This is a genomic window from Faecalimonas umbilicata (assembly GCF_004346095.1).
GTDB classification, from domain to species: domain Bacteria; phylum Bacillota; class Clostridia; order Lachnospirales; family Lachnospiraceae; genus Faecalimonas; species Faecalimonas umbilicata.
In genome coordinates this window covers 1-26,905 of sequence record NZ_SLZV01000028.1, presented here as the reverse complement: position 1 = coordinate 26,905, position 26,905 = coordinate 1, and the positions used below count along the sequence as shown (strand labels likewise).

At 40.7% G+C, this 26,905-nt stretch carries 26 protein-coding genes; 1 reads left to right on the top strand and 25 read right to left on the bottom strand.

Annotated elements, in window-relative coordinates:
- Window positions 1-6: 6 nt before the first annotated feature.
- The 4 genes from EDD74_RS12115 to mnmL all read right to left on the bottom strand — a co-directional run bounded on the left by EDD74_RS12115 (window position 7) and on the right by mnmL (window position 3,656).
- A complete protein-coding gene (locus EDD74_RS12115; protein ID WP_009261855.1) occupies window positions 7-531 on the bottom strand; it encodes a cell division protein SepF in 525 nt (174 codons plus the stop codon).
- Between the two features lie 13 nt (window positions 532-544).
- Window positions 545-1,246, bottom strand: a complete 702-nt coding sequence (locus EDD74_RS12110) for a YggS family pyridoxal phosphate-dependent enzyme (RefSeq protein WP_008975718.1) — start codon at window positions 1,244-1,246, stop codon at window positions 545-547.
- 61 nt (window positions 1,247-1,307) lie between these two features.
- A complete protein-coding gene (locus EDD74_RS12105) occupies window positions 1,308-2,696 on the bottom strand; it encodes a biotin/lipoyl attachment domain-containing protein (RefSeq protein WP_116442226.1) in 1,389 nt (462 codons plus the stop codon).
- Window positions 2,697-2,711: 15 nt separating this feature from the next.
- The gene (gene mnmL / locus EDD74_RS12100) at window positions 2,712-3,656 is read right to left on the bottom strand and encodes a tRNA modification radical SAM protein MnmL/YtqA (RefSeq protein WP_116442225.1); all 945 of its coding nucleotides are present in this window, start codon (window positions 3,654-3,656) and stop codon (window positions 2,712-2,714) included.
- Window positions 3,657-3,728: 72 nt separating this feature from the next.
- Here mnmL and EDD74_RS12095 point away from each other — a divergent pair, with 72 nt between their 5' ends.
- Window positions 3,729-3,935, top strand: a complete 207-nt coding sequence (locus EDD74_RS12095) for a DUF378 domain-containing protein (RefSeq protein ID WP_008975721.1) — start codon at window positions 3,729-3,731, stop codon at window positions 3,933-3,935.
- Between the two features lie 83 nt (window positions 3,936-4,018).
- Here the strand turns inward: EDD74_RS12095 and EDD74_RS12090 are convergent, their stop codons facing one another.
- From EDD74_RS12090 to EDD74_RS15710, 21 genes are all read right to left on the bottom strand, one after another.
- Window positions 4,019-4,990 (bottom strand): D-alanyl-D-alanine carboxypeptidase family protein, encoded by a 972-nt coding sequence (locus tag EDD74_RS12090; RefSeq protein ID WP_116442224.1) that lies wholly within the window; start codon window positions 4,988-4,990, stop codon window positions 4,019-4,021.
- A complete protein-coding gene (locus tag EDD74_RS12085; protein ID WP_008975723.1) occupies window positions 4,974-5,369 on the bottom strand; it encodes a methylglyoxal synthase in 396 nt (131 codons plus the stop codon). The genes EDD74_RS12090 and EDD74_RS12085 overlap by 17 nt, the downstream gene beginning before the upstream one ends.
- Window positions 5,370-5,384: 15 nt before the next feature.
- On the bottom strand, window positions 5,385-6,500 hold the full coding sequence (locus EDD74_RS12080; RefSeq protein WP_116442223.1) for an FtsW/RodA/SpoVE family cell cycle protein: 1,116 nt from the start codon (window positions 6,498-6,500) through the stop codon (window positions 5,385-5,387).
- Window positions 6,497-6,727, bottom strand: coding sequence for a cell division topological specificity factor MinE (gene minE / locus EDD74_RS12075; protein ID WP_116442222.1), 231 nt, complete (start codon window positions 6,725-6,727; stop codon window positions 6,497-6,499). Before minE ends, EDD74_RS12080 begins: the two co-directional genes overlap by 4 nt.
- Before the next feature lie 15 nt (window positions 6,728-6,742).
- Window positions 6,743-7,531, bottom strand: coding sequence for a septum site-determining protein MinD (gene minD, locus EDD74_RS12070; protein WP_008975726.1), 789 nt, complete (start codon window positions 7,529-7,531; stop codon window positions 6,743-6,745).
- 41 nt (window positions 7,532-7,572) lie between these two features.
- Window positions 7,573-10,485, bottom strand: coding sequence for a penicillin-binding transpeptidase domain-containing protein (locus EDD74_RS12065; RefSeq protein ID WP_116442221.1), 2,913 nt, complete (start codon window positions 10,483-10,485; stop codon window positions 7,573-7,575).
- Window positions 10,478-10,996 carry a rod shape-determining protein MreD gene (mreD, locus tag EDD74_RS12060; protein ID WP_008975729.1) on the bottom strand — a complete coding sequence of 173 codons (519 nt, stop codon included), beginning with the start codon at window positions 10,994-10,996 and terminating at the stop codon, window positions 10,478-10,480. The genes EDD74_RS12065 and mreD overlap by 8 nt, the downstream gene beginning before the upstream one ends.
- 14 nt (window positions 10,997-11,010) lie before the next feature.
- Window positions 11,011-11,883 carry a rod shape-determining protein MreC gene (gene mreC, locus EDD74_RS12055; RefSeq protein ID WP_116442220.1) on the bottom strand — a complete coding sequence of 291 codons (873 nt, stop codon included), beginning with the start codon at window positions 11,881-11,883 and terminating at the stop codon, window positions 11,011-11,013.
- The gene (locus EDD74_RS12050) at window positions 11,880-12,902 is read right to left on the bottom strand and encodes a rod shape-determining protein (RefSeq protein WP_016438952.1); all 1,023 of its coding nucleotides are present in this window, start codon (window positions 12,900-12,902) and stop codon (window positions 11,880-11,882) included. The genes mreC and EDD74_RS12050 overlap by 4 nt, the downstream gene beginning before the upstream one ends.
- A gap of 17 nt (window positions 12,903-12,919) precedes the next feature.
- Window positions 12,920-13,615, bottom strand: a complete 696-nt coding sequence (radC, locus tag EDD74_RS12045) for a RadC family protein (protein WP_008975732.1) — start codon at window positions 13,613-13,615, stop codon at window positions 12,920-12,922.
- A gap of 35 nt (window positions 13,616-13,650) precedes the next feature.
- On the bottom strand, window positions 13,651-13,911 hold the full coding sequence (locus EDD74_RS12040; RefSeq protein ID WP_009261847.1) for a DUF4321 domain-containing protein: 261 nt from the start codon (window positions 13,909-13,911) through the stop codon (window positions 13,651-13,653).
- 104 nt (window positions 13,912-14,015) lie between these two features.
- Window positions 14,016-15,602 (bottom strand): NAD(P)/FAD-dependent oxidoreductase, encoded by a 1,587-nt coding sequence (locus EDD74_RS12035; protein ID WP_116442219.1) that lies wholly within the window; start codon window positions 15,600-15,602, stop codon window positions 14,016-14,018.
- Complete coding sequence (locus EDD74_RS12030; RefSeq protein ID WP_016440499.1) at window positions 15,599-16,846, bottom strand: BaiN/RdsA family NAD(P)/FAD-dependent oxidoreductase; 1,248 nt, start codon at window positions 16,844-16,846, stop codon at window positions 15,599-15,601. The genes EDD74_RS12035 and EDD74_RS12030 overlap by 4 nt, the downstream gene beginning before the upstream one ends.
- Window positions 16,847-16,936: 90 nt before the next feature.
- Window positions 16,937-18,232 (bottom strand): methionine gamma-lyase family protein, encoded by a 1,296-nt coding sequence (locus EDD74_RS12025; RefSeq protein ID WP_008975736.1) that lies wholly within the window; start codon window positions 18,230-18,232, stop codon window positions 16,937-16,939.
- Window positions 18,226-19,188 carry a tRNA (adenosine(37)-N6)-dimethylallyltransferase MiaA gene (miaA, locus tag EDD74_RS12020; RefSeq protein WP_116442218.1) on the bottom strand — a complete coding sequence of 321 codons (963 nt, stop codon included), beginning with the start codon at window positions 19,186-19,188 and terminating at the stop codon, window positions 18,226-18,228. Before miaA ends, EDD74_RS12025 begins: the two co-directional genes overlap by 7 nt.
- A 27-nt stretch (window positions 19,189-19,215) precedes the next feature.
- Entirely contained in the window at window positions 19,216-20,181 is a 966-nt protein-coding gene (locus tag EDD74_RS12015; RefSeq protein ID WP_009261844.1) for an MraY family glycosyltransferase, read from the bottom strand.
- Between the two features lie 49 nt (window positions 20,182-20,230).
- The gene (gene mutL / locus EDD74_RS12010) at window positions 20,231-22,306 is read right to left on the bottom strand and encodes a DNA mismatch repair endonuclease MutL (RefSeq protein ID WP_116442217.1); all 2,076 of its coding nucleotides are present in this window, start codon (window positions 22,304-22,306) and stop codon (window positions 20,231-20,233) included.
- Window positions 22,307-22,324: 18 nt separating this feature from the next.
- The gene (mutS, locus tag EDD74_RS12005; protein ID WP_116442216.1) at window positions 22,325-24,982 is read right to left on the bottom strand and encodes a DNA mismatch repair protein MutS; all 2,658 of its coding nucleotides are present in this window, start codon (window positions 24,980-24,982) and stop codon (window positions 22,325-22,327) included.
- Between the two features lie 197 nt (window positions 24,983-25,179).
- Window positions 25,180-25,656 (bottom strand): tyrosine-type recombinase/integrase, encoded by a 477-nt coding sequence (locus EDD74_RS15505; protein ID WP_165851615.1) that lies wholly within the window; start codon window positions 25,654-25,656, stop codon window positions 25,180-25,182.
- A 37-nt stretch (window positions 25,657-25,693) separates the two neighbouring features.
- Entirely contained in the window at window positions 25,694-26,425 is a 732-nt protein-coding gene (locus tag EDD74_RS15500) for a tyrosine-type recombinase/integrase (RefSeq protein ID WP_116442214.1), read from the bottom strand.
- 120 nt (window positions 26,426-26,545) lie between these two features.
- Window positions 26,546-26,731 (bottom strand): helix-turn-helix domain-containing protein, encoded by a 186-nt coding sequence (locus tag EDD74_RS15710; RefSeq protein ID WP_116442213.1) that lies wholly within the window; start codon window positions 26,729-26,731, stop codon window positions 26,546-26,548.
- Window positions 26,732-26,905 lie beyond the last annotated feature (174 nt).

The window sequence follows — 26,905 nt, the reverse complement described above, 5'->3', positions numbered from 1 at the left end:
GTACTCCTAGAATCTTGTGTTGATGGACGGCATGTCAAAAGAAGTATTCAGCAAATCCTGTAAATCTCCGGAAATATCTACATTGGTAGGTGTTACGAGGAAGATGTAAGTAGATATCTTCTGAAGATTTCCATTGATCGCAAATGCTGCACCGGAAATAAAGTCGATAATTCTCTGTGCAACCTCCAGATCAAGTCCCTCTAAATTCAGGATAACAGTACGTCCGCTTAAAAGAGATTCTGTAATTGCGCGTGCATCATCAACAGATGTCGGACGAATCACACATACTTCCATTCCTGGCGCTCTTCTCTGTCCACTTGGACGCATTGGAGTTACTTTATTTGTAGATTTTGAAGTGCTTTTTGACTTTTCCTGCATATCAAAATCATCATACTCTTCTTTTTCTTTTTTAAATGGATTTTTGCTTGTCTTTTCCGGATATTCATCTACTTCATCATCGAAGAAATCATCCTCATAATCATCTTCGTCACTCAGTTTCATAATGTCCAAAAACTTGTCAAATACTCCCATAGTTACACTCCTATCATTCGTTTGTTATATTATAGTTTCTTTCACCAAAAATACCAGTGCCGACACGAACCATGGTGGCACCTTCTTCTATCGCGACTTCATAGTCATTTGTCATACCCATTGAAAGAATACGCATACTAACATTATCAATGTTTTTTGCCGCAATGTCAACAGATAATTTTCTTAAATTGGCAAAATGTATACGATTTTCTTCTGGATTTTCGACAAATGGAGCAATCGTCATCAAGCCTTTAATCTTTATATGACGAAAACGGGCGATTTGTTCGACCAATGGAAGCACTTCTTCTGGCGAAATGCCAAACTTGCTCTCTTCACCGGCGACATTAACTTCAATCAAGACATCCACCAAACAGTTCTTTTTTGCTGCTTCTGCCTCGATTGCTTCTGCAAGTCTAAGAGAATCAACGGAATGAATCAGTGTTGTTTTTCCAATCAGATACTTAACTTTATTTCTTTGAAGATGGCCGATCATATGCCATGAAATATCTTTTGGAAGTTTTTCATATTTGTCAGTGAGTTCCTGTACTTTGTTCTCGCCGAACTGCCGGATACCAAGGTCATAAATTTCCTGCAGCATCGAAACCGGCTTCGTTTTGCTCACTGCAATCAATGTAACATCTTCCGGATGTCTGCCACTTCTTTTGCAGGCATCTTTCACCTTGTCCTGTATAGATTTCAAATTTTTTTCCAGCATATTCTTCACTCCTCGTCTTTGCTGTTTTATCATTTGATTTATTACGAATGTGCTCCGGGGCTTACCGGAACACAACTTCGTCCTCTTTTATTCCTTTGCCATCCAGCGCAATGCGATCATAATTTGTCAACCCATACGACGTATTTTCTTCTACAATATAATATTCTTCACTTTCTGCAAGAATATTAATCTGCCGAAAGACAGCATATCCACGGTTAATATTGTAAACCCCTTCTAAAGTTCCTTTTTCGTTCAATGCCATTGTATCATTGCTGTCCTCACACAGCAGTGTATCGCCCTTTTTCAATTCTTCAGAGGCGATATAGCTTTTTCCATCTTTTTGTGCATAGACAGTTGCTTTTACAAATTCTGTAGATCCATTGCGTTTTTTCCTGATGACACCTGCTTCTTTGCTGTTGCCGCCGACGGTTACATATTCCTCCGGCACCAAAAAGAACTCCTTTTCTACTTTAGCCGTTTTAGGAATCTTCAATCCGGTTTCATCTTCCAGAATCAATTCAAGATCCAGATAACGCTCTTCTGCGTAACGCACCATCGAATTGTTAAAGGAAAGAATACCATAATAATGGTCATCCTTACTTACGACACTGACATTGGCCCACAGATATTCATCGTCCTTTAGAAAACGAACTTTGACAGAGTTCATCTCAGAGAGTTCTGCTGAGAACTCTTTATCTATTTCGATGGCCACAGACCATTTCTCACTTGTCACAAGCTTATAGGCAGGAGAACCCGCAGTAATCTTTTGATTGTTCAGCAGTTCTGTCTTCTGATAATCTGTTTTATTGAGTAAATCTGATGTAAGCGTATCTTTTGTAATGCCTTCCAGCCCATCTACAGAGTATATGATAATACCGTCTCTTGGTGATGCGCATAATCTTAATCCGGCAGAATTTCCGGAAGCGATAATGGAATCCAGTTCGTTGATGCGAGTTTGATTTTGGATCCCAAGCATCACACTGTCGATATTTGTGCGGAGATTGTAAGTGTTATGAAACTGTTCATCCTGAAATGTTTCATTAAATTTCTGTGTCTTTAATACAATCTGGTTCAGATCTCCTTCAGAGAGTTCCACAGCTGCGGCATCTCCAGATGCCTCTGTGTGTTCCATCTTTTCATTGCTCAATGTATATACATTGGAAGCTGCGGATACCTTACTCCCTTCAGAAGTATAATAATTGATGTAGCCGTCTCCTTCAGACTCCACGATCATTTCTTCACGAATCGCAAGCCCCGTATATTCATAATCATTCAAAATGCTTCCTTCTCTTACTTCATAGGAAGTAATATGAGGGGAAGTTAGGTACAGAATAATTGTAACAATCAGATAAAAGAAAATGATTCCAAAAATGATGATTCCGACATTGAAAGGAATTTTCTTTTTTGTTTTGTATGCGTTTAAATCGATAAACTTGTCTTGTTGTGCCAAAAATATGACCTCCTACTATAATTTCTGAAGTGCAGCACCATTTAGGTAGCTGCATCGTATGCCCTGTCTGCTGTTTCGTCTCTGCATTTCCTGCTCAAATTCTTCCTGAAGCTTCCACCAGCTAGTTCCCCAGTTGGAAAATACAGCATCTTCTTCCGGAACCCTGCTGAACAGTCTTTCTACTACAATGTCAGGTGAAAGATATTCTAAGAAATCAGCAAGTCTCTGTAAGTATTCTTCTTTTGAGCACACCGCTATTGTACCATTTTCATACGCATTGCACAACAAAGTATTTTTTGCAATATAAAGAGAATGAATCTTTACAATCGGTATGCGAAGGGCAGATAAGATTTTTGCAGTTTCAATAGCATCTCTTCGCGTATCTCCCGGAAGATTTAAAATCACATGGGTGCAGATCGTAAAATCATACATCTGAATACAGCGGACCGCATCTAAATATTCCGCAAGACCATGACCTCTCTGAATGTCATCCAGTGTATGATAATTGACCGTCTGCAATCCTAATTCCAACGTAATTTCCACAGAATAAGTTTCCTTGATCTGTTTCAATACTTCCATATAATCTTTACGGATACAGTCCGGCCTTGTAGAAATAGAAATTTCTACAATATCCCTTTGGCTGGCAGCTTCTTTCATATAATTTTGAAAATCAGAAAGCGGCATAAAGGTATTTGTATAATTTTGAAAATAGGCAATAAATTTCTCTGCCTTATACTTTTTAGAAATAAATGTTTTATTTTCGTTCAACTGCTGTGTGACAGTTTTTTGATTGGAAAGGCTTTCAAATCCGGTGCCGACTTCCGCACAGAAGGTGCAGCCACCGCCATTGATCCTGTTTGGACAAGTGATCGGAAGATTGATGGGAAGTTTATAAACCTTTGTTCCATATTTTTTCTTTAAGTATTCAGAATATTTATTATAGTAACTTTGTGTTTCCATAGTTTTTCCTTTAACGTATAAATTCTCATTTCATGGCAATTCTATTATTATCTTAAAAAAGGAGGAATTCACATGAAATGGTTTGATAATACAGCATTGACACTTGTAATCATAGGTGCTGTTAACTGGTTGCTTGTTGGTATTTTTAAATTCGACCTCGTTGCTTTTCTGTTAGGAGATTTGTCGTGGCTGTCACGTATCATCTACACAGTCATCGGTCTTTGTGGCCTTTACTTGATCAGTCTCTTTGGACGAATCAACGAGATCTCAGAGTCTTAACAGCACATGGAATATTTGTACATGTAACTGTGTATATTTAAATTTTAAAAAGTGTGCTGCCGCATCAGACATGCAGCGGCACACTAAGAAGCCGGAATCGCTGAAATCAGCGAAGTCATATCATTATAAAGAACCGTTTTGTCAGGTGCTCCCATTACGATAGAAATATAAGGATTTCCTGAAAGGTCCTTTTCTAAAAGAATCAGGCAGGATCCTGCCAAATCTTCTGTTCCTGTCTTTCCACCTACAATCACTGCATTCTGTGGAGGAATTGCGAGACCTTGCGCATAAAAATGGGACGGTGTCCATGTCAGCTGTCTTGTTCCAGAAGTAGGATTCTGTACTGTTGCAGCATAGGATGACTGTGAAATCATCGTCAAAAATGTCTCATTTTTCATACATTCATTAAAAATCAAATACAGATCATATGCTGTAGTATAATGATCTGCTTCATGCAATCCATGTGGATTTGTAAAGTGTGTGTTTGTTGCGCCGAGTTTTCTCGCCTCTTCATTCATTAACTCTACAAAAGCTTCCACACTGCCAGAAATATGCTCTGCAATTGCAATGGCATTATCATTTCCGGAATGAAGTAATAATCCATAGAGGAGTGCTTCCATCGTAATCTGGTCATTTTCTTGCAGTCCACAGACAGAGGCATCCACATCAAAGGTCACTGCACGTCGGCTCACAGTCACAATATCTGACAGATTTCCATATTTCAAAGCAACATAAGCAGTCAATACCTTTGTTGTGCTTGCCGGATAAAGTTTGTTATGAAGATTCTGTGCATAGAGCACCTGTTCCTGATTTACACCAAACAGTCCGGCAGCATGTAATTGCTGGTCTGTCGTATAACCTGGAAGTTCGATATTTTCCACCGCCACACAGAGATTTTCTGCATACAAATCTGCACGATATAAATCCCGATTGTATTCTGATTTCTCATAGGTGGCAATGATGGATTCTTTTTTTGCGCATCCTGCTATGAGAAACATACCAATCAAAAGAAAACTTCCAAAGAAAAATCTCTTTCTTCTATCTGTACATCTCACGCCACTCTAAATCTCCTCTGTCGATCGCTAAGATTAATACTTCTGCAGTTGCTACATTGGTCGCCATTGGAATGTTATGCATATCACAGAGGCGCACAACATCATTGACATTTGGCTCATTGGATTTTGGAGCAAGAGGATCCCTTAGGAAAATCACTGCATCTATTTGATTCTGATCGATCTGTGCTCCCATCTGCTGAGAACCTCCAAGTGGACCTGCCAGATATTTATGAATGGAAAGGTTGGTCACTTCCTCTATCAGGCGTCCTGTTGTTCCTGTTGCATATAATTCATGTTTACTTAAAATTCCTCTGTATGCAATACAGAAATTCTGCATTAACATCTTCTTAGCATCATGTGCTATTAATCCTATTCTCATCGTGTGCTCACTCTCCTATTGGTATTTTTTCGGTTGTAATCCTACATTTAATACAACCCCTATTCCGCTGAACAGGCTGACTATGGAAGAAAGTCCATAGCTTACAAAAGGCAATGAAATACCTGTGTTCGGAAAAATTCCGGTTGCCACACTGATGTTGATAAAACTCTGTATTCCTATCAGTGCGGCTACCCCCCCGCAGATGATCTGTCCTGCAAGATCCTGCGCTCTTAATCCGATTATAATACATTGGACAATAATTAACAATAATAAAATAATTACAATACAGCATCCAATAAATCCAAGTTCTTCCCCAATAATTGCGAAGATAAAATCTGTCTGAGGCTCTGAAATAAAGTTTCCGTTTTTCACAGATGTTGTTGTATTGTTGTCATACCCCTTCCCTTTCAGTTGCCCAGACCCGATTGCCATAATAGAATTCATCTGTTGATATGCTGTGGAAGAGGCATATTTCTGCGGTTCCAGCCATGCAAGGATTCGCTGCCGTTGATAGTCTTTTAAGAACGGTACATTGGAATGTACAACAAGACTTAAAAAGATCAGACAGACTGGAATCACAACCGCCAACACAGTGCCGATAAACTTATAGCTAAGTCCACCCAGATACAAGAGGACACAAAACAGCGCTGCAAGGCAAATGGTGGTAGACAAGTTCGGCTGCTTGTAAATCAAATACAAAGAGGGAAGGATCAAAGCAATCGCTTCCATGATCATGACCGGATGATTTAATTTTTTTCTATGTTTCGTTAAAAATTGAGCAAAGAATAAAATCATCAGAATCTTTGTTGGATCAGAAGGCTGAAACCGGATAAATCCAAAATCAAGCCATCTGACTGCGTTGTTTGCCTCTGCTCCAAAAAAATGAACAAGCAGAAGTAGAATCAGATTGACAGCATACAAAATCCAGTAAAACCGCAAGATCCATTTGTAGTCGATGATAGAAAACAAAAGCATCACAAGCAGACCAAGGATCACTCCGAAGATCTGTTTACCTTGCATAGATTTCTGTGCACTTCCAACGGCCATGATTCCGATAATCGAAAGTGCTGTGACAAACGTCACCAGTATGAAGTTAAAATTTTTCAAATGATATCGTTTTAAAAATTTCACTTTTTCTCTCCTGCTAATAGAATATGTATATCAGATTGTGTAATTTGAACAGTAAAGTTTTCGGGTGTAATTTCGATATATTTTGAGACGGTCAGAAATAATTCCTCTGCGATCCGTTCCATATATTCCGGAGTACTGTTTACGCGGTCAGACGACAAGATCAACCGCAGTCGTTCTTTTGCAATTGTTACCGAAGTACGTTTCTTTTTCCATCCAAATTTCTGCATCTGATTCCCTCCCTGTTACTTTTTGAATACTTTTGTCAGTCTTGAAAACAATCCATCCTGCTTTTCAAAATTCAAGAAAGGGACTTCTTCTCCAGTCAGCCTTTTACAAATATTTTTATATGCCGCGCCTGCTTTGGAACTTAGACTAATGACAGGCTCTCCCTGATTTGTACCGATTACAACTTGTTCATCATCAGGAATGACACCGATCAGGCGTATTCCAAGGATTTCTGTCACATCTTCCACGGACATCATCTCTCCTCTTTTTACCATATCCATTCTAAGTCGATTGATGATCAGCTCGGACTGGGCGATTCCTCCTTGCTCCAAAAGACCAATGATTCGATCTGCATCACGGATTGCGGAGACTTCTGGTGTTGTGACGACAACTGCACGGTCCGCTCCCGCGATTGCATTTTGAAATCCTTGTTCAATTCCTGCCGGACAGTCGAGGATAACATAATCAAACAATTCTTTTAGTTCTGCTGTCAGCTTTTTCATCTGTTCCGGAGTTACCGCTGACTTATCTTTTGTCTGTGCCGATGGAAGCAAGTATAATTCCGGATAGCGCTTGTCCTTGATCAGCGCCTGTTTTAGCCTGCAGCTTCCCGTAATGACATCGACCAGATTGTAAACAATCCGATTTTCAAGACCTAGCACAACATCGAGATTGCGAAGTCCTAAGTCAGTATCGATCACAATCACTTTTTTCCCCATCTGTGCAAGTCCGACTCCGATATTCGCCGTTGTTGTTGTCTTTCCGACACCGCCTTTGCCAGATGTGATTACAATTACTTCACCCATACAAAATTCCTCCATTTCATTTCTTTTTTGTCTTTTGTATTTTAATCTCCGGCACCGGCAACACCAAGCATGCTGGCGCTTCCTGTGACGATATCTTCTGTATCTCCAAGATGATATTTATATTTTACAATATCTCTTCCAATTTCTGCTGTGTAACTGGAATTATAGCCATTGGCAATTCTTACGCTCACGGCAATTTCCGGATTTTCGCTTGGGGCATAACCGACAAATAGTGCATGATCCGGATGGGTCTCACTCTGCTGAGCCGTACCGGTCTTGCCTGCCATCTGAAAACCTTCCAGGCGGAGAGAATCAAATGTTCCAGTTGTTGATACCATATCTTCCATTCCCTGTTGCACTGCATTCCAGGTGCTGTCTGAAACTTCGGTAATTTCATTTCTCAGTTCCGGTTGATAGTCTTTTACAACATTTCCCTTTTTATCCACCGTCTTGTCGAGAAGGGAAAGCTGAAAGACTTTTCCACGGTTTGCAACAGCTGTCACATAGCGTGCGAGCTGGCTTGTCGTATAGTTGTTTGTTCCCTGACCAATAGCAGAAAGTACGGAGTCTGTATCGGAAATCTGAGGTTTCGATTCTGAAATTTCTAATCCGGACTTTTCATTTAACCCAAACATCTCTGCATATTTTGTCAGTTTCTCAATACCGAGATCACTGGAATACGTTTTCGCAGGCTTTCCATCCTCTCCCTTTTTATCCCCTGATTCTGTCACTCCCAACTCATATCCCATTTCATAATAGAAAATATTACAAGAGTGCTGAAGAGCGCCTGTGACGTCAAGCCAACCATGAGCTCCCGGCGAAATCCAGCACTTTGGATTTGGAAATACTTTCTCAAATATTCCTTCACATACAACTCCATCAGATGGTGTAATGATTCCTTCTGTCAAAGCTGCAACGGATGTCAACATTTTATACGTAGATCCCGGTGCAGTCCGCTCCTGAGTAGCAGTATTATAAAAAGGACTGGAGAGATCATTTGCAAGCTTATTATAGTAAGCAGAATCCATTGTATTGGCCAGCCTATTATTATCATAGCCCGGATAGGATACACATGCAAGCACCTCCCCGGTATTTACATCGGTCACAACTGCAGAACCGGAACAAGGTTCCAGTGCAAGTTGGGCTGGTGTAATTTCAAGAGAACTGATTTTTCCGACAAGAAAACTATATGGGTCAATCTGACCGCTTTCCAGTCCCTGATATTGCCCTTCGTCAAAGGAAATTACATTCTGTTCGTATAAAATTCTGCAAATATCTTTTCCCTTCAGTTCATTCACTTTGATCATATAGCGATAAACAAGCTTTTCGAATGTGCTGTCCGAAGGAAGCGTTTGCTCGAGGTAAGTTAAAATCTGTCCGTAAATTTCATTGAGATCCGAATATTTCTCCTGCTCAGTTTCTGCCTGCGGAATCCCTGAAAGATTTATCCAGTTTTTGGATATCGCATAGTTCAGATATTCGTAAAGGCTGATGGTTTCATCCTTTGTCCATGCGATATAGGTTTTATCGCTTGTATCTATCGCATCGGAAGATAGGATTCCTGCCTGGTCCATCAGAAGATCGTCTGCAATATAATTCATATATGCCTGCATTTCTTTGGAAAGTGATTTGTAAGAAGCAGCCGCTGGATCCCGTAGTTGGGACATAACTTCCGCAATGCAGGAAGCTTTCTTTTCCGCGACAAGAGCTGCCACCTTTTTTTCTGTCTCTTTTGCATCCGTCGATGAAAAATGTTTTGTGTCGATCACTTCATTTGCAAATAGCGCATGATAAACATCATCAATCGGTATGATGATCTTGCTGGAGTCTCCTGCGGAAGCCGGATCATAATTCATGATATTTTGAATGCGTGACACGAGAATTCCGGCAAGTTTTTCTTCAATGATCTGATAGGTTGCCTCCTGAAGATTTTTATCAATTGTCAGATAGAGATCGTTCCCGGCAACGGCATCAGTTTTTTTCTCTGTCTCAATTACATTCCCGACACTGTCCACATAGACAATTTCTTTTCCTTTTGTTCCTTGCAGTTCTTCATCCATGGTCTGTTCTAATCCGGATTTTCCAACAATATCAGTCAATGTATATTCTTTGGAACTTTCCTTTTTCTCATTGTATTCTTCTTGGGAAATCTTACCGGTATATCCGATCAACGAAGCAAAATATTTACTGTCGGTATAACGTCTGAGAGAATCCTCTGCAATATTGACTCCTTGCAGTCTGTCAGAGTTTTCCATAATTTCAGCTACCGTCTCATCGCTGACATTCGATGCGATGGTTGTCGGAATATATTTCTGGAAACTGTTGAGACTGATGGCATAACGGATGTTGACCATTTTTAAAATACGAGACTTTTCCATGGAAGATTGATCGATTCCATATCCATAACGCTCATCTTCACATAGATAATTTATAATGTCATCGGCACTGGCATTTTCCTCTTTGTCTGTCAGTTCATCAATTGTCTGATAACCATAAATATCCGCAAGAAATCTAAGCTTGGACGTCTCATTTTGTGCCGCAAATTCATAATTTCCTGAAGCATTTAAAATGATTCCAAAATCACTGATAACGGTATCACCGTTTGACTCTACAATGTCAATCACTTCTTCGACCGTTTCATTTACAATTTTATTTTTTTCTTTTAGTGTCATGGAAGAGTAATCGCCGTTGTCCTCAATCGTAACAGAATATGCCAATTCATTGTAGGCGAGCAATTCTCCATTCCGGTCATAAATGTTTCCTCTTGTCCCGGGAACTTCTCTTGTTTTCCGAATCTGAAGTTTATAATTATCCAGATAATACTGTCCTTTTACAATCTGCAGATAAAAAACTCTTTGGATCAAAATTGCAAACAGAACACAAAAGGCAATCACTGTTACGAACAGACGAGATTTTATAATTTCCATGATCCATTCTTTGATACGATTAAACAAATTTTCCAGCACTCCTTTTTTCTTCTGCTTCCAATCTTCGATTCAAGGTTAGAATGATCGGATACAATATTAATGTTACAAGTATAGTATAGATCAACTCAGGCAAAATGACATTTCCGAGATAATAAGGGAAATCAAATCGGCTTCGAAGTAAAAACAGGAGAAGATAGATTAACATCCCATAGACAAATTCACTTCCGGAAATCAGGATCAGTGGAAGTTTAATATCTTCTGCATAAAATAATCGTCGAAAAAATCCGTTGAGATATCCGATCACCATATAGAGCAGTGCATAAAATCCAATCAGATTTCCTGAAAAAACATCCATGAACAATCCACAGAAAAATCCAACAAACATTCCCGACTTTTTCCCTCGCATAAATCCGAATGAAGCTGTAAGAATGATCATTAAGTTCGGTGCGATGGAAGCAAGTGCAAGTGTCTGAAAGATGGTTGTCTGAAGCAGGAAACAAAAGAAGATCAGACATCCGGTTACTATTTTTCGTTTCATCAGTTCTCCACTCCTTACTTTACTTCTTTTATCTCTTTCGTTACATCTTCTTTTAAAGTAGTAATGACAAGCACTTCATGAAGATGCTTGAAATCTACAACCGGAGTGAGATAACCGGATCGTGTCAGATTATTGGAATCTACCTTAATATCACTGACAACACCAATTGTAATTCCCTGGAGATATTTGTCACTGATATGAGAAGTCACAATTTCCTCTCCGACCGCAATCTCATTCTTATTATTTTCTAATTGTTCAAACTTGATCTTGCCATCATTCATCAACTTCAAATCACCTTTGACAATACAAGTATCCAGTGTCGAAAGTGTCATGGCACTGATATTGCTGGAATCATCAATAATGGAACGGACACGAGACCATCCCGGGGCTACTTCTGTGATAATACCAACCAATCCAGATCCTGCAATTACATTCATATCCACTGCGAGTCCATCATCACTTCCTTTGTCGATGGTAAAGGTACTAAACCAGTTACCCGGATCCTTCCCGATCACATGAGCTCCCACTTTTTCATAATCTGCATAATTAGAATCTAATTTATACAGTTCCTGAAGACGTTCTAACTCGTATTTTTCTTGTTGGAGCATCTTGTTTTCCAACGTCAGTTCATCTACCTTTTCCTGAAGTGCTTCTTTTTCCTTTCTTGTCAGCTGCAATGTCTCAAAATTATCTGTAATATCTGTTAAAAACATTCCTATTTGATTGATTCCTTTCTGCATCGGAACAACCGTATAATTGGCAAAAATCCGCAAAGGTCCATTGATTTTATCAGAAATCAGAGAAATTCCCATCAAAAGCAGACATACCCCTGAAAGGATTAAAAGCCAGTATTTACTTGCCAGACTATTTTGTTTTTTCTTTCTCATCGTATCCACCTGTCATTTTCCACTGACATCTCATAAGTCAGTTTGTGAAGATTTTTATTGTGTATGATTTTTTCAAGGCCTCTCACTGCACAAATTGCAGGTTGATTTGCCACAGTCACTTTCCATCCGCCGGCATGCGATAAATATCTGTCAAGACCTGAAAGCGATGCCATACCACCGGTCAGAAAGATTCCTTTTTGCTCAATTGCCTGTCGCACTTCCGGAGGAGTTCTTTTTAAAAGCGCCGTCATTTCCTTCACACAGTCTGACAGAGGCTCCCGAAGTGCCGTTTTCACTAACGTTCCGGGAATCTCCTTGTACTTTGGAAGGCCGGTTCCTAATTTTTTGCACGGAACTTGATAAATAGATTCCTGCCTGTTTGGAAACAATCCTGCTTCTTTTCGAAGAAATTCTGCGGTTCGCCCGGAGATTAATATTTGGTACCGATTTTTAACCAGCTGGATGATCTCACGGTCTAAATGCATTCCACCAATCTTAAGCAGGCGGTTCAATACGATTCCTCCATAGGAAAGCACAGACAATTCCATCGTAGATGCCCCAAAATTAACTAAAAAAATCCCTGGTTCTCGCTCCACGGCAATTCCGGCACCAACTGCATCTGCAATGCCGCGTGCCACGATTCGCACCGATTTTGCTCTCGCAGTTGAATGAAGGACAAGGTCGCAGAATGCCCGCTTTTCCAGTTCCGTTACATCTGTCGGAACAGCAATCACATACTCGGACCCATAAGCAAATTGGTGCCCTCGTTTTAGAAGATTTTGTAATAAATATTGCATATCGGTGATTCCGGAAATCACGCCTTCCTTCATCGGAAATACAACGCGGATGTGATCGGGTGTTTTCCCATACATCTCATATGCCTCATCTCCGACTGCAAAAATTTCCTTTTCATCCGCAAATGCAATCGCATTTTTTTCACGCCAGATTGTTTTTTGTTTTTTATCATATACTTTGATCTCATAACTGCCAAGATCAAGACCATATATATTTCTAGACAACCGACATCGATTCCTCTCTAAATAAGTTCTTGTTCGGCAAAGCTGATATAACAATTGTTCCCAATAATAATATGGTCTAACAGTTCAATTCCAATCAGACTTCCTGCCTCTTTAATTCTTTTTGTAATCAGAAGATCTTCTCGGCTTGGTGTCGGATCCCCGCTTGGGTGATTATGAAGCAGTATGATAGAAACAGCATTTTTCTGCAGTGCTTCAATGAACAATTCCCGCGGAGTCAATAAAGACGCGTTGACCGTCCCTTTTGAGATTGTCGTTTCACCGAGAAGCTTTGCCTTTGTATTTAACATCAAAAGCTTCATATGCTCCTGCGTACGATGACGCATATCCTCCATATAATACTCAGCAATGGAGGACGGAGTCCGAAAATCAAGTCCCTGGTACGCATCTGCTTTTGAGAGACGCTTTGCAAGCTCCGACAGGCACAGAATCTGAATCGCTTTAATCTTTCCAATTCCTTTGATCTGCATCAGTTGTTCCATCGTCCAGTGATGAATATTTAAAATTCCATCCTGCCAATAAACCGGATACAAAATCTTTCTGGCCAGTTCCAGCACGCTGTGCCCTTTTGTCCCTGTGCGCAGAAGAATCGCAAGCAATTCAACATCGGTCAGATTGCCTGCGCCATACTGTTCACATTTCTCGTAAGGACGTTCCTCTGATATAATTTCTCTTATGGTACAATTTTGATTCATGTGTTCTTTAGACTCTTGTGCTACAAGTAAAGATGCTATAATAAGCGGTATATAATAATAGATATCACAACTCCAAGAATACTTGCAATTGTAATTTTGATATTCAGGCCGAAAGTAATGACTAATAAGCCGAGATTCAGCACAATCGGATTGTCAAACCCAAATGTCTGGCCATATGACAGCCAGCTCAGTGCCGGCACTCCCTCTGCCAGCATACCTATAAACCCGCCAAGCACAATTCCTGCCAAAAGCAGTAAAAAAAGTGCCCACGTGTTTTTTCCTGCGTGTCCTTTCATCTTTACTCCACCTCTTCTTCTCACAAACTCTGTTTATTTTATCATACTTTAAAAAAAGTGTATATAGAAAAGACATTAATTTTTTGTGAAGATTGTTTGTCTTTCTATCTGAGTTCACCTGCCACAGCTTCTGCCATACGAATCCCATCCATTGCGGCGGAAGTGATTCCACCGGCATATCCGGCCCCTTCTCCACACGGATATAACCCTTTTACACTTCCTTCCATAGTAGAAGGATCCCTGGAAATTCTGACCGGAGAAGATGTTCTGCTTTCCACGCCAGATAAGAGTGCATCTGGGTCAGCAAATCCTTGTAGTTTCTGATCAAAGCAACGGATGCCTTCTTCGATAGATGTTGCCACAATCTCCGGCAGGATTTCTCTGACATTGGCAGGCGCATAGTTTCCTTTCATGGAAGGGTGAACCGTTCCAAAACTGTCTGTTGCCCGGTTTTTACAAAAATCTTCATAGCGCTGCACAGGAATTTTGCCCTGTGCCAGATGAAATGCCTTTTCTTCCAATTTCCTTTGAAACTCCATTCCAGCTAGTGGATGGTCACTGCCATAATCTTTTGGTGTCACGGTCACGATAATGGCACTGTTTGCATTTTCTCCTGCTCTGCTATGGTAGCTCATTCCGTTTACTGCAAGTCGCCCTTCTTCCGATGAAGCATTGACCACATAACCACCTGGACACATACAGAAGGAATAAACACCTCTTCCATTTGAAAGTTGTGCTGTCACCTTGTAAGATGCCGCTGGAAGTGTTTTGGGCAGTTCCAGCTGATATTGTGCATAGTTGATCAATTTCTGTGGATGTTCGACGCGCACACCGACAGCAAATGATTTTGCTTCCATGCAAATCTGTTTTTCCCAAAGCATCTCAAAGGTATCTCTCGCACTGTGTCCAATTGCCAATATCACCGATTTCGCAGGAAGAAATTGCTCTTTATTTATTACAACGCCACAGATCTTTCCGTCAGTTATACAAAGCTCAGTCACTTTGCTTTCAAACCGAACCTCTCCACCGTTGCTTTGGATCGTCTTCCGCATATTCTTTACAACATTCATCAGAAGATCTGTCCCAATATGTGGTTTATTTACATATAAGATTTCCTCCGGTGCACCTTCTTTTACAAAGATTTCTAACACTTTCCGATTTCTTCCGGAAGGATCTTTGACAAGTGTATTTAGCTTACCATCAGAAAAAGTTCCGGCGCCTCCCTCTCCAAACTGAACATTGGATTCTGGATTCAGTTTGCCCGTCTCCCAAAAGGAATCTACATCTTTCTTCCGCTCTTCTATTGCTTTGCCGCGCTCCAGAAGTATTGGGGCAAAGCCATGTTCTGCCAACATGTATGCACAGAACAGTCCTGCAGGTCCACTTCCGATGATCACCGGTCGATCTGCCGGTATGCTTTCCGCATGAAACGGGAATTGATATACTTTCTTTTCCACGATGGTGATATTTTTGCTGTGAACTTTTTTAAACACCTTTTTCTCCTGCAAAACGGAAGCATGAATCGTATAGACATAAAATATCTGTGGTTTTTTGCGCGCGTCAATTGATTGCTTTTCAATCGAATATTCTATCAGCTCCTCAGGACGGATCCGAAGTGTTCTCTCAATCTTTTCTCTCAATTCCTGCTGTGTATGTGTGCAGGGCAATTTCAATTGGCTAATCTGAATCATATTCTTTTTTCCCTTTCTCCTATACTGCTTTGCGCAGCACATTTTCCTGCAACAAACCCACTGGACCATGCCCACTGAAGGTTATATCCTCCGCAAATCCCATCTACATCGAGGAGCTCTCCCGCAAAATACAACCCCGATACATAATGGGATTCCATTGTTTTTGGATCAACTTCCTCTGTCCTGACACCGCCCGCACAAATTTGTGCCTGATCAAAATCATTTGTGCCCTTGATCGTAATGCGAAGTGATTTTAACAGTCGACATAAAATCATAATTTCCCGCTCGGATAGTTCCTGGCAGCTTTTCTTTTTATCAATTTTGCTAAGCCTTAAAATAGTTTGAGAAAATTTCTGGTGGTACATGCCCGTGAAAAACTCTGTCATTTTGCGTTCCGGATGCCTCCGGATCCGAAGTCTGAGGATATCGTCCATCTCCTTTTCTGTCACATTCGGTGCCAGATCCAAGACTGCAATGACCTCTTTTTTTCTGTAAAGGCCTTCCGATGCGTAACGACTTACTTGAAATACCGGAATGCCGGAAATTCCATATTTGGTAAGTTGAAGCTCCCCGGTATCTTCTGCACATTTTGTTCCATCTACGAAAAGTGTTACTTTCCCCTGGATGCGGACACCAGCTAACGCAGCAAAAAAATTTTCCTTTGCATGCAATGCCACAAGCGCGGGGAGGACCGGAGCAATCGTATGCCCCAGATCCTTCGCGTATTGATATCCACTTCCATCAGATCCGGTTACCGGAGATGCTTTTGACCCCGTGGCAAGAATTAGTTTTTGGCAATGGTATCTCTTTGTGGCGGTGCGGATTTCAAACTGTTCTTTCTTCTTCACAATCCCACAAATCTGCACACCATATTCTACCGGTATCTGCAGTCGCTCTACCTCCATCTGAAGTACTTCCAAAACAGAGGCTGCCTGATCAGACCCCGGATAAAGGTATCCGCCCCGGTCTCTGGTACAGATGCCGAGTTCTTCAAAAAAAGCAATGGTCTTTTCTGCCGGAAACTGTTCGATCACCTGCCATGGAAAATTTCTCTGGCTACTTCTATAACAAGAAGGTTCCTGCAGACGATTTGAAAAATTACACCGTCCATTCCCAGTGGCAAGAATTTTCTTTCCTAATTTCTCATTGTGTTCTAAAATGCAGACACTGGCTCCTGATTTTGCTGCCGAGATTGCAGCCATCAGCCCGGAGGCTCCTCCTCCGACTACAATTACATTCTTCATAGTATCCTCTCCCCAGATCTGCCTAAATTCTTTATGAAATCAGATGTTTCTCCAGATTGTGAGACAGATTTTCTTTTCCTTATATGCTTCTTATAGTGTAACAAGACCTTTGTCTACCATTTTCTGAAGCGACATTAAAATTCCAAATTTTGCATGTTCCCATGTAAGCCCCCCTTGGAAATAAACTGCATATGGTGGCTTGATCGGACCGTCAGCACTCAATTCAATAGAAGATCCCTGCACAAAAGCGCCGGCAGCCATGATCACATCACTGTCATATCCAGGCATTGCCCATGGCTCAGGTGTGACATAACTGTCTACAGGGGCAGCTGCCTGAATTCCCTGACAAAATGCGATCACACCTTCCGGTGTCCCAAGAGTCACAGCTTGTATAATATCATGTCTGCTCTCACTTCCGTTTGGAACAACTGAAAATCCAAGTTTTTCATAAATATTGGCAGCAAACACAGCTCCCTTTAAAGCACCTTTTACAACTGTTGGTGCAAGGAAAAATCCTTGATAAAAGTCTTTCATCACCCCAAGGGAAGCTCCTACTTCTTTCCCAAGTCCCGGAGAAGTTAAGCGGTACGCACACTGATCAATATATTCCTGCTTTCCGACAACATATCCGCCGATCGGAGCAAGTCCGCCCCCTGGATTTTTAATCAGAGATCCTACCATCAGATCCGCGCCGACATCACTTGGTTCCATCCGCTCCACAAACTCTCCATAACAGTTATCTACCATACAGATTACATCTGGTTTGATCCCCTTGACAAATGCGATCAGCTCTCCGATCTGTTTTACTGAAAAACTCGGGCGGGTCTGATACCCTTTGGAGCGCTGAATGGTGACCAGTTTTGTCTTCTCATTGATTGCAGCTTTGATTGCCGGATAATCAAAGGTTCCATCTGAGAGCAGATCTACCTGGCGGTATGTAACTCCATATTCCGCAAGAGAACCTTTGGATGGACGGATTCCAATTACTTCTTCCAGCGTATCATATGGTTTCCCGACAGGGGAAAGCAATTCGTCTCCTGGTCTCAGATTTGCACTTAAAGTCAATGCAAGCGCATGCGTTCCACAAGTAATCTGCGGACGGACAAGCGCCGCTTCTGTATGGAATGTATGTGCATAGACTTCCTCCAGCGTATCCCTTCCCTGATCATTGTATCCATATCCACTTACATAGTTAAAGCACCCTTCACTGACTCTGCATTCCTGCATCGCCTGTACCACTTTCAACTGATTATATTCTGCTGTCTGATCAATTTCTTCAAACCGCTCCTGTAATGTTTTTTCAATTTCACTGCCAAATGCATAGACTTCTCTGGAAATCCCCAGTGTCTCATAAATAGCAGCCACTGTCTGTTTTTCTTCTAACATGGAAGATTCATCCTTTCTTTGATACTTTCTAGCAAATTTTGTAATAATTTTTCGTCATCATAATTCAACTCATCTTTCTGAACCCAGATTACATCACGCTCTCTCTTAAACCAAGTCAGCTGTCTTTTTGCGAAGTGTCTTGTATCCCGCTTAATAATATAGACAGCCTCCTCAAGAGAACAGTCCCCCTCCAGATACGAAAAGATTTCTTTATATCCAAGCCCCTGCATCGAGACCATCTGTTTTGTACAGCCTCTCTCTTTTAACGTCTGTACTTCCTGAACAAGACCGTTTCGGATCATCTGATCCACCCGTTGGTCAATCCGTTCATATAGACATTCTCGTCGGTCATTTAAAACAAAGTAACAGAACTGATAAGGAGACTCTTTTTGTCTTTCCCGCTCATTGTGTTCGGAAATCTTCTGTCCTGTCTGGTGATAAAATTCCAGTGCACGGATCACGCGCTTTATATTATTCGCATGGATTTCTTCTGCTGATTTCGGGTCGACCATGGCAAGTTGTCCATGGAGATATGCGGCTCCTTTTTCCTTTGCAAGTGCCTCCAGCTTCTCTCGATATACACTGTCTCCTTCATTTTCAGTGAAATCAATGTCATATAAAAGTGCCTGGATGTAAAATCCGGTTCCACCGACAATAATTGGTATTTTGCCTCTGGAATAAATATCTGTCATTGCCGCCTTTGCCATCTGTTGAAACCGTACCACATGAAATTCCTCTTCCGGTTCCAGAACGTCAATCAGATAATGTGGAACATCCGCCATCTCTTCTTTTGTAATTTTTGCAGAACCGATATCCATATGTCGGTAAACCTGCATAGAATCAGCGGAGATAATTTCTCCGCCGATTGCTTTTGCCAGTCCGATCGATGCCTTCGTTTTTCCGACAGCAGTCGGACCGGTCAATATGATCAATGGTTTTTTTTCTGTATCTATCATAGCCACCTCATAATCTACTCCTGTTGATTACAACATAAGCATGTAAATTGTTGCCACAGAAATTACGATTTGAATGATTCCAAACCGGAAAACAGTCTGTGTGTTCGACCAGTCCCACACTTTTCGCACATGATCATGCAGGGGAGTTCGAACATTTGTTAAGATCTTGATCTTTAAGAAACGAAGCAATGCTACTTTGACAATCCCGATTCCTCCATCTGCGATCAGCACGAATGCAGCGAAAATATATAAAAATGGACTTTCTGTCTTTAACGCTGCGATTGCAATAAAAATTCCCATCGCTCGGGATCCTGCATCCCCCATCATCAGATGGCTCGGAGCAGCATTGTACCACAAATACCCAAGCAAACAGATTACAAACAGCAAGATCAAATAAGAGAAGTTGTCTGTTGTCCCTTTCATTCCTTTTACAATATAAAGTGTGATTAACGTGATGATCGTCAACGTAGCAGAAAGGCCGTCTACTCCATCAGAGCAGTTTGTCACGTTGATAGACACCCAGATCAAAACGATCGAGAGCAGACAAAATACAACCGGAGGAATTGTCACAGAGATTCCTGGAATTGCAAATTCAATCGTGCTGGAATTGTAGTGCATAAAGGTAAGCGAAAGCACTACAGCAACCAAAAGATCGAGTAACCCTTTCTTATACTCATTCCACGGCTTTTCTGAGGCGTCATCCAGATAGCCAGTCAGCATCTCCGCAATGACAAGCACAATGTAAATGACGATCTCGACAGAAAGTTCCGAGAACAGTAGTGCCGCTGCCGCAAATACAAGAATAAAAATGATCCCGGCTCCTCTTGGTTTTCCTGCAGAAAGCTTTCCATCATGGGCAAAATCTCTGCCGGCATCTTTTGGAAGTAAATAGTTAAATTTGGTAATGCAGACACAAGTCATCAAAAATGCTGCCATAAGACCGATTCCTGCAAATAAAGAATAAAAATTTTCACTGATTATAAAGTTTATCATTTGTCCTTCCCCTGTTTCCTATACTATAATATTTTTACAAAATAAGATGCTATACGATTCTTTTAAATTTTTTCTCCAGCTCGCGTTTGGTCATCGCAATGATCGTTGGTCTTCCATGTGGACAATGATATGGGTTGTCCAGTTCTAAAAGTTCTCCGATCAGCGCATCCACTTCTCTGCCAGAAAGCCTGGAGTTCCCTTTTACCGCAGCCTTACACGACATCGAAGCAATTTTCTCCAGAACAATATCCGGTGCAAGATTTGTAGAAATACTGTCTGACAGGCTGTCTAACATTTCGATCAGCAGATCTTTTTTTGCAATACTGAACAGATTGTCTGGAACTGCACGGACTGCATAGGAATCTCCTCCAAAAGGCTCGATCTCAAATCCAATCTTTGTAAAATTTTCCATATGTTCTGATAAAAGCTGTTCCTCCTGCATCGACAGATTCAGAACGATTGGCGGACTGATCCGCTGCGAAGTGAACTGCTTTTCCTTCATCCGTTTCAAAGTCCGTTCATACAGCACACGTTCATGAGCGGCATGTTGATCGATAATATACATCTGATCTCGGTATTCTACAATCCAATATGTTTCAAACACTTGTCCTACTAAAGTATATTCCTGTTTTGCTTCTTTTGACAATAGCTTTTGATCAAAAAAATTTAGTTGTGTATCCTCTTCCGCCTCTTTCGGTGTTTGCAACCGTGCGATTTCTTGTGGCGTTTCTTGTAGGTTTTCCCTTTTCTCTTCTTTTCTATATATTTTTTCCTGCACTTTTTCAGACTGTCCGAATTGCTTTTTTTGTTCTGCCCGGTATGCCGCAGCCTCTTTGATCCTATCAGTGGATAATTGATTTCTATAAAGCCCTCCTCGGTCTTTCACTTCTGCCTGAGAGCTCTGATTGTGATAGGCAGTGACACGTTCCCGCATCTTCTTCATAAAATAATCTAGATTTTTCTCTTCAGAAGGAGCTTCTGCATACCGTGCTTCCTGCGGAAGTTTCTCCACAAAAACTTTTTCATTTTTTTTGTCCGGCAAAACGTCTGGAACAGATGGCGAGACCGCTTTTTCTAAGAAAGCACTCTTTTGGGAAACCGGTTCCGCCACCGATAATTCCACCCTTGGAATCAATTCTTTTTCGCTCAAAGCATCCTTCAGTGTATTGTAAATAAAATTATACACTTCCTGTTGTTTGCTAAAACGGACTTCCATTTTTGTTGGATGGACATTTACATCCAGATCTGTCCCGTCTATCGTGAAGTGTAACACAGTAAACGGATACTTATGCTGCATCGTAAACCCCTTATAGGCATCTTCGATTGCTTTTGCAATTATGCTGCTCTTTACATATCTTCCGTTGATATAGTAATTTTCATAATTTCTGTTTCCTCTGGAAATCAGAGGTTTTCCAATATATCCCCGGATTGCAACTCCGTTTGCCTTTGCATTGATTTCGAGCAGGTTTCCGGTAATATCCCTTCCATAAATATGGTAAATAACATCCTTCAGCCTGCCGTTTCCGGATGTGTGAAGTTTTGGCTGCCCGTTTGTGAGAAATTGAAACGAGATTTCCGGATGAGACAGCGCCAATCGCGTGATCAATTCACTGACATGGCTTGCTTCTGTCATCGGAGTTTTCAGAAACTTCCGCCGTGCCGGCGTGTTGAAAAAAATCTGACGGACAAAAAAAGTCGTTCCATCTGGCATTCCGATTTCTTCCAATGATTTTTCTGATCCGCCTTCAATTCGGTACTGTATACCCGCATCTGCCTCCTTCACCTTTGTACGAAGCTCCACTTGCGCGATCGCCGCAATGCTCGAAAGCGCTTCTCCGCGAAAACCAAGGGAAGCAATTCCAGTCAAGTCCTCCACAGAGCGTATTTTACTTGTCGAATGCCTTAAAAAGGCAAGCGGAACTTCTTCCTTTGGAATTCCACATCCATTGTCTGCAATGCGGATCAGAGAGATTCCGCCGTCTTTGATCTCCACGGTAATGGCAGTGGCTTTCGCATCAATTGCATTTTCCACCAGTTCTTTTACAATCGATGCCGGGCGTTCGATCACCTCTCCCGCCGCAATCTTATCGATCGTAACCTGATCTAAGACTTGAATATTTGGCATATCTGCTCCTTTCTCCGACTATTTCCACCGGTTCTTCAATTTATTCTGCAACCGGTAAATGGTATTTAAAGCATCCATCGGCGTCAGATTCGACACATCAATTTCTTTTAGTTCTTCTAATACATCGTCATCCTTGACCGTATCAAACAATGAGATTTGTGCCAGATCTACTTCATCATATTTTTTCTGGCGTGCTTTCGTCTCGCTTCCTTGCGCAGAAATCTCACGCACCTTTGTCGTAATATCTGCCTCACTTAATTCTCCGACAATTTCTTTTGCACGTGCAATGACGGATTCCGGTACCCCCGCAAGTTTTGCAACCTGGATCCCATAACTCTTATCCGCACCACCTTTTACAATCTTTCTCAAGAAGACAATATCATCTCCTTGCTCTTTGACTGCAATACAATAATTGTTCACGCTGTCAAGCTTTCCTTCCAGTTCCGTCAGTTCATGGTAATGTGTCGCAAACAAGGTTTTAGCTCCAAGTAGTTTTTTATTACTGATATGTTCTACAACTGCCCATGCGATGCTCAATCCGTCAAACGTACTCGTTCCCCGTCCGATTTCATCTAAGATCAACAGGCTGCTGCTTGTAGCATTTCGAAGAATATTTGCAACTTCGGTCATTTCAACCATAAAAGTACTCTGTCCGGACGCAAGGTCATCTGATGCGCCGACTCTCGTAAAAATACGGTCACAGATTCCGATATTGGCACTGTCTGCCGGAACAAATGACCCGATCTGTGCCATCAAAACAATCAGCGCAGACTGGCGCATATATGTAGATTTTCCTGCCATATTCGGACCAGTGATGATGGAAACACGATTTTTCTTATCATCCAACAGTGTATCATTTGCGATAAACATATTGTCCGGTGTCATTTTCTCCACAACCGGGTGTCTGCCGCCCTTGATGTCAATCAGTCCTTTCTCGTTGATCTTCGGTCGGACATAATTGTTCCGCTCTGCCACAAGAGCAAGAGACGTAAATACATCAATTTTTGCGACGGCCTTCGCTGTTTTCTGGACACGAAGCACTTCAGATGCAATTCGGTCGCGCACTTTACAATACAGAGTATATTCAAGCGCATACAGCTTGTCTTCTGCACCGAGGATTGTATCTTCCAATTCTTTTAATCTTGGAGTAATGAAACGCTCCGCATTGGCAAGTGTCTGCTTTCTCGTATAATAATCTGGTACCAGTTCTTTGTAAGCGTTTGTGACTTCCAAATAGTATCCAAATACTTTGTTATATTTCACTTTCAAATTCCGAATGCCAGTCTTCTCTCGCTCTTCCTCTTCCAGCTGTGCAAGCCAGTTCTTTCCTTCTGTTTTTGCCTGTCGTAGCATATCCACATCCGCATCATATCCATCTTTGATAATACCGCCTTCTTTCATCGCAAGCGGGGGTTCTTCCATGATGGATTCATTCAAAAGCTGATAAAGATCTTCCAACGTATCCAATTCTTCACAAATCTGCTGTAAAAGTTCTCCGTGCATTTCTGTTAAAATGTATTTGATATGCGGCAACATTTCCAGAGAATTGCGGAAAGAAATCAAATCTCTTGGATTCGCAGACTGATATGTCACACGGCTGATCAGACGTTCCAGATCATAAACCGGAGATAAATATTCACGGATCTCCTCACGAGAAATTGCTTTGTCTTTTAATTCTTCTACCGCCTCCAGCCTCTGTTCAATCTCATGCCGGTCAATCAGCGGCTGTTCAATATAACTTCTAAGCATTCTGGCGCCCATAGCCGTTTTCGTCTTATCCAGCACCCATAAAAGAGAGCCTCTTTTTTGTTTTTCACGCAATGTCTCACACAACTCCAGGTTTCTTCGGGAAGAGCTGTCCAATAACATATATCTCCCTGTCGCATATCCTGTAATATGTGTGATATGAGAAAGCGATGTCTTCTGAGTCTCATAGAGATATTTCAAAAGAGCTCCTGCTGCGATCACACCACAGTTATAATCTCCAAGTCCCATGCCTTCCAGCGAAGCTGCATGAAAATGTTCTTTTAAAATACGTGCACACATTTCATCATCAAAGAAATGCGTATCGATCGAATAGATCATCATTCCAAGACGATGTCTCAAATCGTCCAGATCAAGTCCGCTCATATAGAAGGATTCATTGCAAATAATCTCAGAAGGTGAAAATTTATGAATCTCATCCAAAAGCTTCCGTCCACTGTCAAGTTCTGTCACAAAATAATCCCCGGTAGACACATCTGCCACCGCCAGTCCATAGCGATCGGCGATATATACAATACACATGATATAATTATTCTTTGTCTCATCGAGTGCCTGCGCATTCATATTAGTGCCTGCAGTTACAACACGCACAACTTCTCGCTTGACAATGCCCTTCGCCTGTTGCGGATCTTCTACTTGTTCACAGATTGCAACCTTATATCCCTTTTCCACAAGCCGGTTCAGATAACTATCCACAGAGTGATACGGAACACCGCACATCGGCGCACGCTCCTCTAATCCACAGTTTTTTCCGGTCAGTGTAATTTCCAGTTCCTTGGACGCCGTAATGGCATCGTCAAAAAACATTTCATAAAAGTCACCAAGTCTGTAAAATAAAATACAGTCAGAATATTGTTTCTTCGTCTCCATATACTGCTGCATCATTGGTGTTAATGTAATAGTTTTGTTCATTTTTCCCTCTATTTCAAGCTTTTTTACATGTTAGTCAACGCTTACTACACCCTTTTTACACCCTTTTTACGTCTAATACCATGTCTTTTGCCACTTGCGAACTTGTATTTCGTATGAATATACATGGTTTTTGTATGTTTATTAGCGTATAAAGATGTTTTTTTAATATTTTTGAATATTTATTACATAGGGAAAATTTAAAGCAAATCTTCGTATTTTTTAAATTCTCTATGCATAAATTCGGTTTCAGGGTGTGTATAATGATTTGTCATTTGTGGATTTGAATGTCCCACAATATCTATTAAAACTCTAGTATCCATTTTCTGCTGATAGCAATTTGTAACGAATGTATGTCGAAACATATGTGGATGAATTTTGAGCGGCTCGTAAACTATATGTTCTTCTTTTGCGGAACGTTCTTTCTTAGAGTTTATTTTATCTACAAGCCTTTTACACTCCTGTTCGACATAACTTGTCAGAAAACAATTCCCCTTTTTTGTAGTTAAAACTAAACCAGGGTACTCTGTGATGATCTCGTTTTTTGAGCTCCATTCTTTATTTCTAATTTTATCATTTTCTTGAAGTTCCTTTAATTTTAAAAATGCTTCTATGACACCATCTGTCAACGGAACAATTCGATTGCTTGCATTTCTTTTCGGTGTTGTGATTTGCACACTTGATATTGATTCCGTAAGTCGTTCTCCCTGTTCATCAAAATAGCATTTTGTTTATCGTTTTGTAAACATGAAGTTCTTTCTTAACGAAGTCGATATCTTTCCACTGTAATGCGCATAATTCACCAACACGTAAACCGGTATGCAATAAAATGTAAAAGTAAAAACGTGAACGTGATTTTTTTGCTGCTTCAAAAAAGAGATCTAACGTATCTTTGGCAATGTATTTCATTTCTTCCTCCTGTTTTTTCGGTGTAAAATTCCTTTCTTTGCAAGAACGTATAACAACGCGCTTACATGGATTGTTTGAGATAATTAAATTCATTTCTGCGTATTCCAAGCAAGCACTTAATGCGTTTAAGGAACTTTTGACAGTGGAGGGTTTATATTTTTTAGAAATCTCATTAGTTGCCATTTGAATATGACTCTGAGTTAAGTCAATTAATTTGAGTTTTTCTATGCTACCTTTGATTCGATTATAATTATTATGGTAATTTCGAATCGTTGTGTTTTTTAATTTTACAGCACAAACAGTTTCCATCCAGTAATTAAACCATTCATCTAATGTAAATAATGATTGAGCTGATAATGAATCCTTCAACTTAACTTGTTCAAGATGTTTCTTTTTAGCTCTTAATGAATTGAGATTAGAATCATAAATGTAGATTGGCTTTGGAGTCATTTTCAAATAGATTTTTGCCTGATACAGTCCATCTTTTCTTTGACAAATCCCACGACCTATACTTTTCCCTTTTAAGTTTTTACCCATATAAACATCCTCCTTATTTCTGATCAACCTCACTAGAAACAAGGATACAAATTTATATTTAGTTATATATTATCAAATCTTTTCTTTTTATTCAAGGACAAATCATAATCTGTACCCCTGCTATTTCACTTGATCGTCAATCCATTTTTCCAACTTTTTTCTATGAATTAATATTCGTTTACCTATACGAACTTGCATGTTTTGTTCATATGTAAAAACGCGTGCTTTCCCATACGAAATACCAAGCAGTTCGCTTACTTCTCTAAGTGAGAGTAAAATCTTTTTGTCTCTTAGTTCTTTCAACATAGCTATTACCCTTTCTTTTATGAAATGTTTTCAATAAGAATATGGTAGAATTTTCGTAAAATAACAGGAATCAAATAGTGGGGCTGTTGCAAAATAGATGAGTAATCATCTATAGAGCAATAGCTCCCTTTTTTATGCCTAAAAGCAGAAAACGGACTCCGAAGAGTCCGCAAT